General features: G+C 56.5%; 10 protein-coding genes. 3 read left to right on the forward strand and 7 right to left on the reverse strand.

Features of this window, described 5'->3' with window-relative positions; genetic code table 11:
- Positions 1-6 precede the first annotated feature (6 nt).
- From SCARR_RS15455 to ptsP, 4 genes are all read right to left on the reverse strand, one after another.
- On the reverse strand, positions 7-396 hold the full coding sequence (locus SCARR_RS15455) for a hypothetical protein (RefSeq protein ID WP_136062572.1): 390 nt from the start codon (positions 394-396) through the stop codon (positions 7-9).
- Positions 397-484: 88 nt separating this feature from the next.
- A complete protein-coding gene (locus SCARR_RS15460; protein ID WP_136062573.1) occupies positions 485-826 on the reverse strand; it encodes a P-II family nitrogen regulator in 342 nt (113 codons plus the stop codon).
- Between the two features lie 20 nt (positions 827-846).
- Complete coding sequence (locus SCARR_RS15465) at positions 847-2,199, reverse strand: ammonium transporter (protein ID WP_222846338.1); 1,353 nt, start codon at positions 2,197-2,199, stop codon at positions 847-849.
- Positions 2,200-2,769: 570 nt separating this feature from the next.
- Positions 2,770-5,046, reverse strand: a complete 2,277-nt coding sequence (gene ptsP, locus SCARR_RS15470; protein WP_136062574.1) for a phosphoenolpyruvate--protein phosphotransferase — start codon at positions 5,044-5,046, stop codon at positions 2,770-2,772.
- A gap of 140 nt (positions 5,047-5,186) precedes the next feature.
- Between ptsP and SCARR_RS15475 the strand changes: the two genes are divergently transcribed.
- Both SCARR_RS15475 and SCARR_RS15480 read left to right on the forward strand, forming a co-directional pair.
- Entirely contained in the window at positions 5,187-8,513 is a 3,327-nt protein-coding gene (locus tag SCARR_RS15475) for a beta-ketoacyl-ACP synthase 3 (protein WP_136062575.1), read from the forward strand.
- A gap of 85 nt (positions 8,514-8,598) precedes the next feature.
- Positions 8,599-9,261: a DUF2490 domain-containing protein gene (locus tag SCARR_RS15480; RefSeq protein WP_168433349.1), complete on the forward strand. Its 663-nt coding sequence runs from the start codon at positions 8,599-8,601 to the stop codon at positions 9,259-9,261.
- 14 nt (positions 9,262-9,275) lie between these two features.
- Here the strand turns inward: SCARR_RS15480 and ychF are convergent, their stop codons facing one another.
- Both ychF and SCARR_RS15490 read right to left on the reverse strand, forming a co-directional pair.
- Entirely contained in the window at positions 9,276-10,376 is a 1,101-nt protein-coding gene (ychF, locus tag SCARR_RS15485) for a redox-regulated ATPase YchF (RefSeq protein ID WP_136062577.1), read from the reverse strand.
- A 135-nt stretch (positions 10,377-10,511) separates the two neighbouring features.
- The gene (locus SCARR_RS15490; protein WP_136062578.1) at positions 10,512-11,372 is read right to left on the reverse strand and encodes an enoyl-ACP reductase FabI; all 861 of its coding nucleotides are present in this window, start codon (positions 11,370-11,372) and stop codon (positions 10,512-10,514) included.
- A gap of 239 nt (positions 11,373-11,611) precedes the next feature.
- Here SCARR_RS15490 and SCARR_RS15495 point away from each other — a divergent pair, with 239 nt between their 5' ends.
- Positions 11,612-13,708: a TonB-dependent receptor gene (locus SCARR_RS15495; protein WP_136062579.1), complete on the forward strand. Its 2,097-nt coding sequence runs from the start codon at positions 11,612-11,614 to the stop codon at positions 13,706-13,708.
- A gap of 221 nt (positions 13,709-13,929) precedes the next feature.
- Here the strand turns inward: SCARR_RS15495 and SCARR_RS15500 are convergent, their stop codons facing one another.
- Positions 13,930-14,142 carry a type II toxin-antitoxin system HicB family antitoxin gene (locus SCARR_RS15500; protein ID WP_136062580.1) on the reverse strand — a complete coding sequence of 71 codons (213 nt, stop codon included), beginning with the start codon at positions 14,140-14,142 and terminating at the stop codon, positions 13,930-13,932.
- Between the last annotated feature and the right edge of the window lie 38 nt (positions 14,143-14,180).

Raw genomic sequence — 14,180 nt, forward strand, 5'->3', positions numbered from 1 at the left:
GGAAACCTATGTCGTGTCCGTCGTGTCCGGCATTTCTTTCAGCATGGTCGCGATCACGGATAAGAAAGCGGAAAGGAAAACCGGCATTCCCAGCACATAGAATATGTCCGGAAGATCAAGTTTCGGGCGGGCATAAGGCCCGCGCTTCACATGGGCCCGAAGATGCCGCGCAACGTCTTTTGCAGATGAAAGGTAGTCTTCATAAACGAAATATACGGCCCCTTCCTCAACCGCATCCGCTTTCAACAGAAGATTGGTCTCCACCTGCGCCATCGTCCCCCGCTTAACACAAAGAGGGAAAGCACTATCCACGCTCTCTGAACCATCACCTTTACCCCCCAGATATTGAGAATATGGGCCCGCTTCCCTGCAAAGCAACAGCAATCTTGCATCCAAAAAATAAAAAGCGCCCGCCCGTCTCACGACGGTCGGGCACGATGCGCCCCGAGAGAGAGCGGGACGCGAGGAGGAGAGATTCTGTTGTCTAGCCTACGGCATCTGTTCCCTTCTCTCCGGTGCGGATCCGGATGCATTCCGGCAGATCGAGGATGAAGATTTTTCCGTCCCCGATGTTGCCCGAACGCGCACCCTTGATGATCGCATCGGTAGTGGATTCGACAAACTCGTCGTTCACGGCGATCTCAATGCGCACCTTCTTGAGCAGGTTCACTTCGATGTCCGCGCCGCGGTAGGTTTCGTGGTAGCCCTTCTGCTGTCCGCAGCCCATGGCATTGGTGACGGACATTTTGTAGACCCCGGCGTCGTAGAGCGACTGCTTCACTTCGTTGAGGGCCTCAGGCTGGATGTATGCAATAATTAGTTTCATGTCTAATATCTCCTTCTAAGTTAGACGTTAGTGAAGAACTGGAAGCCATGATACGCTTCCTGACCGTGCTCGCCAAGGTCGAGACCCTTGAGCTCTTCTTCTTTGCTTACGCGGATGCCGACGGTGACCTTCAGAACGTAGAAGATCAGCAGGGCCGCCGGGAAGCAGACTGCACCATAGGCCAGAATGCCGATCGCCTGGGTAACAACGCTGAACTCCGAGCTAAAGATGCCCACGAACAGTGTGCCGAGAATACCGCAGACGAGGTGGACGGTGGTTGCACCAACCGGATCGTCGAGCTTCAGACGATCGAAGGTCATTACAGAAACCACTGCAACCGCGCCGCAGATAAGGCCGATGAGGATGGAGGCCTTGACGGAAACCACGTCGGCTCCGGCCGTGATGCCCACCAGACCGGCGAGACAGCCGTTGAGCACCATGGTCAGATCGGGCTGTTTCTGGATGATCCAGGAAGCAGCCATGGAGCCGATGATACCGGCGGCCGCGGCCAGACAGGTGGTGACGAGAACATAAGAGACAGCCATCGGATCAGCAGACAGCACCGAACCGCCGTTGAAGCCGAACCAACCGAGCCACAGCAGGAATGCACCGATCGTCAGCAGGGGCATGTTATGGCCCATGATGCCTTTAACCTTTCCGTTGACGAATTTGCCGATACGCGGGCCGATGACAATGATGCCTGCGAGTGCGCCCCATCCGCCTACGGAGTGTACGAGGGTGGAACCGGCGAAGTCGTGGAAGTCCATTTCAGCCAACCAGCCGCCGCCCCAGACCCAGGAACCGACAAACGGGTAAACCAGTGCAACGTAGATGGTGCAGAAGATCAGGAACGGCCCGAGTTTCACGCGCTCGGCAACAGCACCGGAAACGATGGTGGCCGCGGTGGCCGCGAACATGCCCTGGAACAGGAAGTCGGTCCAGTAGGTGTATCCCTCGTTGTAGCCTGTGGTCAAAACGGAGGGATCAGTTCCAATAAACAACGCAATCTTCGGCAGAATGCCGGTCGTCAGCCATTCAGCGGGATACATCAGGTTGAAGCCGATCAGCGTGTAGGTCAACAGCCCGATCGCCACGATGGCGGTGTTCTTAAACAGAATGTTGACCGTATTCTTCGCACGGGTCAGGCCGGTTTCCACCATGGCAAAGCCCAGGTGCATGATGAATACGAGAAAGATGGAAACCATCATCCAAGTGTTGTTAATGGTGAACATGGCGTCCGCGGCCGTGACTTCGGCTACAGCGGCTTCCACGACCGTAATTTCTTCCACGATATCTTGCGCCATCGTGGCCATCGGCAAAGCGACGGCGCAGAGAGCGAGCGCAAGCATCGTTGTTTTCATAATTTTATTCATTAGCATCCTCCTACAAGTTACACAATCTATCGAACCACCCGCAGTGGTGGAACGGGTCTCTAAATGCAGAAGGTGTGCCATCGGAATGAGAGATCGGTAGTAGATTGCTAATGAACATCTAACAACTATTCTAACTAAACCGAAAACAACCATCGGTAGACATTTATGTGCTTTTTTAGATGATTAATACATTTTTGAACCTTCGATTATCCAGGGAATTCCCCTTAATCAGGCTCGCCGTAGAATTTTGTGGCAACAGTCACTTGAGCTGCATTTTTTCAGACATGATTGAAAGCGGACAGCGACCAATTTTAACAGGATGGACATGATTTCTATCCAGTCGATCAAAACACGTGGGACTTGGCCTCGGAAGCAACAGGAATTTGCAGTGGAATCATGGGTAAACAAGCATTTCAGCATGCAGGGACTTTGAATCGACCAGATATTGTTCCCATTAAAAAGCCATCCCGTTGATCCTGTCAAAAAAACAATCCATTCTCCGGATTGCGTCATACGACGCCATAAAAATCTACGAAAAACCCTTAATTGAAGCGAGTGGGATTTTTAGGCCTAGGCCTCTGTTTCAGGCACAAGACTGTGGTCGACTAGATAGGCTTCAATCTCACTGATTCGCCCGAAATCGAGCAGTGAGTTGGCGATTTCCTCGGCGTCTTCGATCTTGATCCCGCTAACCAGACGCTGCACGGTTGGCGCGTTGACCATGTCGATGCTGAAATTTCTCAATCCGACGCCTAGCAGGAACGGAAGCATGCGCGGATCGGCCGAAAGGTCGCCGCAAATCGATACATCCTTCTCGTGGGTGATGCCCGCCGAAACAATGCGGTTGATCGCCCGGAGAATGGCTGGGTGATGGGCCAGATAGAGCTTGGAAACCTGCTCGTTGGTCCGGTCTACGGCCAGCATGTACTGGATCAGATCGTTCGACCCGATCGAAAGGAAGTCTGCTTCCTGCGCCAACTCATCCGCCACCTCGACCGCGGAAGGCAGCTCCATCATTACGCCGAGTTCGGTTTCGCGGCTGAACGGAACGCCCTCGCGCTCCAGCTCGTCCATGCACTCATAAACGATATCCCTCGCTGCTACAAAATCGTCTACGGACGAGATCAGCGGGAACATGATCCGCGATCCGCCGCCAGCGCCGGCCCGCAGAAAGGCGCGCAGCTGGTGGCAGAAGATGTCTTTGTTCTGCAGCGAAAACCGGATGGCGCGCATGCCGAGAAACGGATTGGCCTCGGTCACGTTTGAGTAGTAAGAAAGCATCTTGTCGCCGCCGATATCCAAAGTCCGGAACGTCACGCGCCGTCCATCCATCTGGTCGACCAGCTTTTTATAAATGGCGAACTGCTCTTCTTCCGTAGGGAAGTCGTTGCGAACAATAAATGGAAATTCGGAGCGGTAGAGACCGACGCCCTCGGCCTTGAACCGGCGAGCCGGAGGCAGGTCGCTCAATAAATTGATGTTGGCAAAGATGTGTACGCGTTCACCGCATTTGGTGACGGTTTGCTCTTCCATGTCGGAGGCGTTGTGCAACGCCTTCCACGCTTCATCGAGCCCGCGGTACTTTGCATAAACCTCGGAGCTCGGGCGCAAATAGATGATGCCCTGCTCGGCATCCATCAGCAGCTCTTCACCGTCGGGAATCCCGTCGGCCAGTTCACGGCTGACCGCCACCATCGGAATGCCGAGCGAACGGCAGATGATTGCGTTGTGCGAAGTCACCCCGCTGCTGACGATGAAGCCCTCCACGTTTTCCGCAGAAAGCTTGAGAATGTCGGAGGGCAGCAGCTCGTGGGCGATGATGATCTGGCCGCGGTAGTCGCATTCATCCGCTTGCTCGTTCAGCAGGTTGCGTATCAGGCGGTTACCCAAGTCCTTAACATCAAGCACCTTTTCGCGAATAAGGGGCATCTTGCTCTTCGAGAAGATCTCCACATATTCGTTGACCACGATTGAAATCGCCTTCAGTGCCGGAATGTCGGTCTGAATCAGGTCTGCAATGCGTCCGGCAAACTGCTTGTCCTCGAGAATCAGCAGATGCGCGCTGAAAATGAGCACGGCCACATCGGCCAGCTTTTCGCTGGTCTGCACCTGCAGTTTGTCAATCTGGCGGGCGGTTTTCTTGATCGCCTCTTCAAAGTCCGCCGCCGTATGCGGGGGTGCGTCCGGATCGGGAAGCAAACAGCTTTCGCTCTGTCCTGAATCGAGCGTAAACGCCCGGCCGCGTGCAGTGCCGGTGCTTGCAGAACGGCCGCGGATAATGCTTTCCGTTGTCGGTTTCTTCACTGAAGCAACAGCTGGCGCACTAGCCTCTAAACGCGCCTCGCTCAGCAGTTGCACGTTCTCGATCATGGTGGCCAGCTGCGCGGCGATCGCCCGCAAAGCCTTTACGTCGTTCGGGGTAAAATAGTTGGTTTCCTTTGCTTGAACCACCAGCACGCCGATGCGTCGCAGCCCGCGCAGGATCGGCACCGCAAGGAACGCCTCATACTCTTCTTCGTGGATGCCCGGGAAAAACTTGTACGACGAACTCTTCGAAGCCGTGCCCACGCAAATCGGACGCAACTCGCGGATCGCCCGGCCGGTGATCCCCTCGCCCAGCTTCAGCTTCACTTGGCCAATGGCACTGCGGTCCAGCCCCTGAGTGGCCCGCAAAATCAGCTTTTTTTCTTCCTCGTCATAAATGTAGACCGAGCAGACATCCGCCATCATATGCTTCGCCACCGACGTCACCACGCTTTGCATCAGCTCTTTGCGGTTCCCGCCCTCTTCGGCGAGCGATATCAACTCGGCAATATCGCAAACTAGATCTACATTTCTCTTTTTCATGGCATCCAATTGTACAGAATCAGGAACACCATATAGAGCATTCTGTCTGGTGTCAAAAGCTAGAGATAATCCAATTTCCGAATCGACCTCGCAAACGGGCTGCCCTACTATTTTGCCTCAAATTAATAGTTGGAAAATCTATGAACGCACCTTCCGCAAAAACGCTGCTTGAAATCTACCGTCCCATGGTTGCCTCGCGCTACACCGACCAGTTGCAATCGGCCGCCGCGCAACGGGGCGAAGTCTTTTTTTACATCCCCTCATCAGGCCACGAAGCCAGCGCCGCGCTCGCGCCGCATCTCATCGAGGCCGACTGGTTGCACCTGCACTACCGCGACCGCGCCCTCGCCTACGCCCGCGGCGTCTCCTACAAAACCGTGTTCTACGGCCTTTTCAGCAAAGCCGAATCCAACTCCGCCGGCCGGCGCATGCCCGCGTTCCCCTGCGACCCCGCGCTGAACATCATGAGCACCCCGACCCTCGTCGGCAACAACGTCCTGCAGGCTGTCGGCGCAGCCGCCACAATCAAAAACAATGACGGTGCGCCCTTCGTGCTCGTCTCCATCGGCGACGGCGCCACCCAGCAGGGCGACTTCTACGAAGCCGTCGCCGAAGCCGTGCGCTCCAACCTGCCCGTGCTGTTCCTCGTGGAAGACAACCGCTTCGCGCTCTCCACCGTCACCAAGGGCAACACCTTCTATTCCCTCCCCGAAGGCGAGGCCGAAACCTTCTACGGCCTGCCGATCCAGCGCGTCGACGGCTCCGACACAGCGGCAACCTACAGCACCTTTGAAGGCGTCGTTTCCAAGCTGCGGGAAACCCGCGGCCCGCAAATCGTCGTCCTCAACGTCGAACGGCTCGAAAGCCACACCAACGCCGACGACCAATCCGCCTACCGCACCGAAGCCGACCTCAAAAACGCCACCGAAAACGCCGACCCCTGCGCCAAACTGCACGACTACATGCTCGCCAACGGCGTCGATGCCGCGGCCGTCAAGGCCGTGGAAGACGAAGTGAAGGAACAGGTCGACGCCGCCTTCCACACCGCCCGCAAAGGCACCACGCCCAAACCCGTCTTCGATGCCAAAAAGCCTTTGCCGGAACAACGCGAAGAATATCTCGGCACCGCCGACAACCGCAGCCTCAGCATGCTCGAAGCCATGCGCGAAACCCTCAAGGCACGGCTGGCCAAAGACAGCAAGACCACGTTGCTCGGACAGGACATTGAAGATCCGAAAGGCGATGTATTCGGCCTGACGCGCGGGCTCAGCCAAGCCTTCCCGGAGCAGGTCAGCAACGCCGCTCTGGCGGAATCGACCATTCTCGGCATCTCCACCGGCCAGGCCCTCGCGGGTGGACGCCCCGTCGCTTTCATGCAGTTTTCCGATTTCCTGCCGGTCGCCTACAACCACATCCTTTCCGAAATCGGAGCGATGCACTGGCGCACCAACGGCCAATGGGAATCGCCCGTGCTGATCATGTCGATCGCCGGCGCCTACCGCCCCGGCCTCGGCCCCTACCATGCCCAAACCATGGAATCGATTTGTGCCCACGTGCCCGGCGTTGACGTCTTTATGCCGTCGACCGCCGCCGATGCCGCCGGCCTGCTTAACGCCATCGCCGAATCCGGCCGGCCCTCCGTCTTCCTGTTCCCGAAGAGCCTGATCAACGACCGCTCAAACACCACCTCCACCGATGTTGAACAGCAGTATGTGCCCATCGGCAAGGCGCGTATCGCGCGCGCCGGACAGGACATCACCCTCGTCAGCTGGGGCGGCGCCATGCCGGTGTGCGAACGTACCGCCGAAGCGCTGGCCGAGGTCGGCATCAATGCCGAAGTCATCGACCTGCGCACCATCTTCCCGTGGGACGAAGAAGCCGTACTCGCTTCCGCAAAGAAAACCGGCAAGCTCATCGTTGTCCACGAAGACAACCAGACCGCCGGCATGGGCGGAGAAATCGTCGCCGCCATCGCCGAAAAAGCCGGCGACGCCGTGCAGTTTGCCCGCGTCACCCGTCCGGACACCTACATTCCCTACGACTTTTCCTGCCAGATCGAAGTGATGCCCTCCTACAAGCGCACGCTCGAAAAATGTTGCGAGATGCTCGAAGTGAGCATCCACTGGAACAAGCCCGTCGAAGAAGAAGCCGGAACCGTCATCGTCAAAGCAATCGGCTCCAGCCCCTCCGATGAAACCATCACCGTCGCCAACCTGCTCGTCAGCAAAGGCGACGCCATTGCCGAAGGCGATCTGATTGCCTCGGTCGAGGCCGACAAAGCCTCAATGGACATCTCCTCGCCCGTCAGCGGCACCATTGCCGAACTGCTCATCGAAGAAGGCGATGTGCTGACCGTCGGCACTCCGATGGTTAAGATTGCATCCGACGAGGCCGCCCAGCTCAAGCCGCTCACCAAAGAAGAACCCGGTATACCAATTATGAAACGCCGCCGGATTACGGAAGCGGTCGAGGTAGTCCAGCCAAGCGGGCCCTGTGAACACAAGCCGATCTATATCTCCAACATCACCACCGTTTTCGGTTCGCGCCACCTGACCAACGACGAATTGCTACAGGGCCATGGCGAATGGGATTCCGACGCCATCCGCAAACGTACCGGCATCGAAAACCGCTACTGGATAGCCGGCGATGAAAGTGTGCTGACCCTCGCAGTCGATGCCACCAAGCAGTTGCTTGAAAAAGAAAACCTTCAGATTTCCGACATCGGTGCGATTATCTGCTCCAGTGGCACACCTCTGGCGATGACGCCGTCACTGGCATGTAGCGTTCTGCATAAACTCAACCCGACCAAGGGAGAAGTGGCCATGCAGGCACACGACGTGAATGCAGCCTGCTCGGGCTACATGTATGGCCTGCAATCGGCCTTCGACTTCCTAACCAATGCGCCTGAGAAAAAGGTGATTGTCATCACCGCCGAAACGCTTTCGCCAATGGTTAACCACGACGACCAGAAAACAATGGCACTTTTCGGCGATGCCGCCACCGCCTCACTGATCAGTTGCGAACAGCGCCCGGGCAATATTTGTGCAAAACTCAACCGCCCGTTCCTTTCTGCCACCGGCGTCGATTCGAAGGTGCTCTATGTTCCGAACATGGGTAGCGGCGAAGTAATCGAGATGGAAGGTCTCACGGTTTTCAAGCTAGCCGTGCGCAAAATGATCGAGATGCTCGACAACGCCTGCAAGGAGCGCGGTATCATCGTCGAGGATCTCGACATGATTGTTCCACACCAAGCCAACGAGCGCATCATCGAAGCGATCCGTAAAACGATCAAGTGCCCTCCTGAAAAAATGTTCAACCATATCCGCAAATACGGCAACACGTCATCGAACACCATCCCGATTGCATTGACGGAACTGATGCCCGAAACCAACCCCGACGCACTCGTCGGCCTAACGGCCTTCGGTGGTGGCTTCACCTTCGGCGCGGCAGTGATCGAAAAGGTTTAGAACCATCACGGGCGGAAAGGCGTCCACACAAGCAATCAGGTTTTCGCTTCCTGGCCAACAGGTGATGCGGTCGGAGAGCAGAAAAATGAAACATCTCATCATGCGTTCCATCGCGATCGCAGCCCTATTCGCAAACACCGCAAGCCACGCTTGGGACAACAGCGACAATAAAGTCTGGTTGGAGGGAGCTGTGAAATGGACGCTCTCCGACACACTGTCGCTTAAGCTGTCGGAAAAAATCCGCTACAAGCAGGACGGGTTTGAATTTTATTATCGTCACACCGACACCAGCATCACGTGGAAATTCATACCCAACTGGACGCTCACTCCCGCCTTCCGCTATGCCAGCGCCAAAAGCGACGGCGACACAAGCTCCACACCGATCTGGCACCTAAACCTGCACAACAAGGCCACGGTTAAAGGGTTGGACTTTAACAGCCGGATGCGTTTGATGTACTCCGACCTCAACCATGCCCACGACCGGACCGACCTCCGGCCCAAACTCTCTGTGCTCCCTTCCAAGGGTTGGAAAAGCTGGAAGTTGAAGCCGTTCATCGAGGATGAAATCATGATCAACCTGAATGACGGACGGCTCTACCGCAACCGGCTTAGCTTGGGCATAAAGTTCAGTCCACTGAAGAGGCTGTCGCTCTCCTCGTTCATCATGCAGGAGATGACCGAAAAAAGCTCAAGAGACGACTGGTCCGAAAGCTACAACCTAGGAGCATCGGCGCGCATCAACTTGTAGGAAAAGCGAATCCGTTAGACGTTGAACAAGAATTCGATTATGTCGCCGTCTTTGACGATGTATTCCTTGCCTTCGGTGCGGAGCAACCCGGCCTCGCGGCAGCGGACTTCGCCTCCCTTTTCAACGTAGTCATCATAGGCCATCACCTGCGCGCGGATAAAGCCGCGTTCAAAGTCGGTATGAATAACGCCGGCGGCCTTCGGTGCGGTGTCACCGCGGTAGATGGTCCACGCGCGGCTTTCCTTAGGGCCCTGGGTCAAATAGCTGATAAGGCCGAGCGTGTGGTAGCCGGTGTGAACAATCTGGTCGAGGCCGCTTTCCTTCACGCCGAATTCATTCAGGAATTCTTCGCGCTCTTCGTCGGTCATGCCGTTGAGGTCTTCTTCCATCTTGGCGCAGATTTTCACCACATCTGAGTCGCGCTCGGCGGCATAGGCTTTAACGGCCTTCACGTAGTCGTTGTCTTCGAGCAGGCCGTCTTCGTCAACGTTGCAGCAGTAGATCACCTTTTTGTCGGTCAGAAACTGCGACTCCTTGAAGATAATCTTGCCCTGCTCGGAATCCTTGGCTTCAAACTTGTAGGCCATGCGGCCTTCGCCCAAGTGGCTCAGCAACGCCTCGAAAGCAGGAAGCGTGGCGGCAATTGCCTTATCCGCCCGCGCAGCCTTTTGCACCCGGCCCAAGCGGTTTTCCATCATCTGGAAGTCGGCAATGATCAGCTCGGCTTCAATGATCTCGATATCGCGGATCGGATTGATGTCGCCGTCAACGTGCACCACGTTGTCGTCGTCGAAACAACGCACCACTTGAAGAATGGCATCGGTTTCGCGAATGTTGGTGAGAAACTTGTTTCCGAGGCCTTCGCCTTGGCTGGCGCCTTTCACGAGGCCGGCGATGTCGACAAAGTCGACCGTGGCATGGATGATTTTCTGAGAGCTGGCAATTTCAGCCAGCTTCTCGAGACGCTTGTCGGGAACCGGAACCACGGCCTTGTTCGGCTCGATGGTGCAGAACGGATAGTTCGCCGCCTCCGCATTCTGTTCGCGCGTCAACGCGTTAAAGATGGTTGATTTCCCAACGTTTGGAAGTCCGACAATACCTACACTTAATCCCATTTCATACCTCTTGAATCTCTAAATCCGAATAAATAAATCCTAAACAAATCCCAAGACAAAATGTCAAAACAGATCCCTGCACCAGCTGTTTTGAATTTCAAATTTGGTCTTTTGGAGTTGTTTAGGATTTAGTGCTTAGGCTTTTTTCGCGTCAGCATCAGCCTTTTTCTTGGCGGCCACTTTGGCCGGGGTGCGCATCAGCGGTTTTTCAACCGGCAGCAGCACGCCGCCCACATTATTGGCGCCGCCATCCACATAGATGGTCTGGCCGGTAATCTTTTTGGAATATTTTCCGAGCATGAAGAGCACGGCATTCGCAACTTCCTGCTTGTCGCCAACGACGTCCCACGGCAACGGACTCATCTGGCGCCAGGTTTTAGCCAAATGCGCAAAATGCGGGATCGACTTGGCGGCCTTGGTCGCCAGCGGTCCGGCGGAAATGGCGTTCACGCGGACATGCTCACGGCCGTATTCACGGGCCAGTGCACGAACCAACGCTTCGAGCGCGGCCTTGTTGACGCCCATCCAGTTGTAGAAAGGAAATGCCACCTGCGACTCAAACGAAAGCGTGACAATCGAGCCGCCCTTTTCCATTTTTTCGAGAGCAAAGTGGGAAACGGTCGCCAGCGAGGCGCAACTGATGTGGAAGCCCTGCTTGATGTCTTCGTAGGCCGGGGTGTACATGGTGTCGCCTAGGCAGGTCTTCGGATTGGCAAATCCGATGGAATGCAAAACACCGTCAATGGGGCCGGTTTTGTCGAACAGATTGCGCACTTCGTTTTCAACGGTAACATCGCAATATTCAAAGCGCATCGCCGCTTTTTGCTCGTCCGACAAGTTAGGGCTGCGGTCGAAGAAGATTCGTTTCATCCGCTCGCTCTGGACAGAATAGATTACATTGCCGCCCATTTCGTCAATCATCTTGCCCGCGGCATAGGCGATCGAGTCGGTGTTGAGCAAACCCATTACGACGTAAGTACTGCCTTTTTCAATCATTCTACGGACTCCTTTTCTTTAAAAGCGGGCGCAAACCTATCATTTCGCCCACGTATTGCAATCGGGTAATATTAGGTTTTTCCCGCTGGGAAAAGAAGCCATCATTGATCCTTTTAACGGCCACCGGAATCCGCCGCCGCTTCCAGCCGACGATCCAAAAAAAACCGCACGGAATTATATCATGCTAAACTTGTACGTGTTTTAATGGCGTTGAATTATTGAAAACTTGGGGAGCCGGAATGAAAGCCAGAACAGTACTCTTCCTGACCGTCGCGGGATCATGCACATGGATCTTCGGTGAAAATGACGTCACCGTAAAAAAAGAAGCCCAGCCCTATCAGCTTGAAACCGTGGTTGTTCAAGCCTCACGCCTCGAACCGCTGTCCGCATCAATGAACCAGCAGGAACTGCTCGACGACCTCGGCAGCCAAAACGCCGCCCAGGCCGCCCAAGCGGTTCCCGGCGTTGCTGGGTCCTGCCGCTCCATCGACACCCCCGAAATCGCGATTCGCGGACTGGGCTGGGAGCGGGTGCCGACCCAACTCGACTTTCTTCCGCTTTATGGATCCTGCCCGGCGCGCATGGATCCGCCGGCCACCTACCTCTCTCCCGAATCGATTGCCAACATGACCGTCGTTAAAGGGCTGCCTTCGGTAACCTACGGCGCCGGCGGCACCGGCGGACGCGTCATGGCGAGAACCGTTGCCAACCCCACCCAGCCTGCTCTCAACGGCGCCACAGCCGATGCCTCCGTCACATGGGACGGCGGGCGCGACGGCTACGCCAGCCGGGCCGGAGCAAAGGTCGGCAACGGTAAAATGGAGATTGGCGCTTCGGCGAATGCCGTCGACTACGACGACTATGAATCCGGAAGCGGCCAAACCGTGCCGGCCGAAAACCGATCGCACGGCGCCTCCGCCAACATTCGGTATACGCCGGACGCCAACAACGGCTACTTCTTTAGTTGGAACATGCACAAAGTGGATCACCTCGACTATCCCGCCCTGCCGATGGATGCCACCGACGTTACAGCCAACACCTTCACCTTTGGCTCCCGCCACGAAAACCTCGGCTCCCTGCTCGAAGACATCGAGTGGCAGGCCGGCTATTCCGACAGCGACCACACCATGGACAACCGCGACAAACCCAACCGCGCAAACATGGATGCCAAAGCCGACACCGAATCAAAAACCTACGGCGCGCGAATCGCTTCCGGCTGGCGCTTCAGCCAAGACTCCAAATGGACCATCGGCGTTGACGCCCACCACCTGTCGCGCGACGGCACCCGCACCCGGACCATCAAAACGGCGCCGCCGGCGCCCGGCACCTACCGCGATCCCATCTGGCCCGACGCCCACCAAACGCAGGTTGGTTTGTTTGCCGAACGCTCCACCGAACTCGACAACGACAGCCGCCTGCGCCTCGGCCTGCGCGCCGACGGAATTTTCAGCGACATCGACCGAGGAGGAGAAGCCACCCCGTTCGACGCGACCGTGCGCGACGGCTATGCCAAATACTACGGCAACAGCGCCCGCGACACCGACCGCAACGAGGCGCTTTTTTCCGGCAACGTCCTCTGGGAAATTCCGCAAGGCGAGAGCATCGAATGGTTCATCGGCGCAGGCTGCGTTCAGCGCGCCGCCAGCATCACCGAGCTCTACTATGCCTACGCCCCGGCCCCCGGCGGCTTCCAAGTGGGCAATCCAACGCTCGATCCCGAAACCAAGGCTGAAATCGACGGCGGGGTGGACTACTACGGGGACCGGCTGGAAATCGGCGTACAGGCGTTTGCATCCTATGTCTTCGACTACATTCTCGAAACCCGCGTCGACACCCTCCCCTCCGGCGCAATCGTCCGCGGCTTCGAAAACACCGATGCCGTGCTCGCCGGCGGCGAACTGCAAGGCCGCTGGAAAATATCCAGCGAATGGAGCATCCCGTTCAACATGGCCTACGTCCGCGGACGCAATGCCAGCGACAACCGCGACCTCCCGCTCATTCCGCCGCTCAGCGGACGCGTTGCGCTGCGTTGGGATTCCGCTTGGCAGCTGCGCCCATGGGCGGAAGCGGCTTTCCGCGCCGCCACCAGCCAGCACGATGTCGATTCGCAATATCCCGAATCCGAAACCTCGGCGTGGCAAGTCGTCGATCTGCGTGCAGGTTTTGAACTGCCCAAAGGATTCGGCCTCGAAGCCGGTGTCGAAAACCTGTTCGACCAAGACTATGCCGACCACCTCGCCCGCGAAACCCTCTTTGCCCAAGGCGACCTAGTCGCCGGCGAAAAAATCCCCATGCCCGGAAGATTCTTCTACGCCGGCATCAAGTGGGCGCTATAGCGGCCATTTCCATTCCTTCCGCATATGGGCAGAATAATTTCAGTTCTCAGAGCAGGAAAAATCATTCTGCCACCCAATTATTCTGCCCATATCCCTTCTGCCGCGGAGCCTAGGTGTAAATCTCGGCTTCCTGCTCGGCGAACTCGCGCGATTTTTCCTGCATGCCTTTTTCGAGGGCCTTGGAGACGCGCAAGAACCGGCACAAACTCAACCCTTCCGCGTCATGCATAAGCCAAGCGTCCGCGCGACTCGGGAATTTCGCGACCAAGCGACTCTGCGGTTTCGACCCATTCGGCGATAACGGTTTCGGCATTGGCCAGCGCTTCCTGAGAAGAAGCGCCATCCGCCATGCACCCGGGAAGTTCGGGCACCTCAGCCAGATAGACCTGATCCTCTTCGCTCCAGAATAGAATGATTTCATATTTAGTTTTCATGTCATTCTCCCAAGTTCCGGATTCGCTCTGCACCTTGC

Origin of the sequence: Pontiella sulfatireligans (assembly GCF_900890705.1) — a bacterium.
GTDB lineage: Bacteria > Verrucomicrobiota > Kiritimatiellia > Kiritimatiellales > Pontiellaceae > Pontiella > Pontiella sulfatireligans.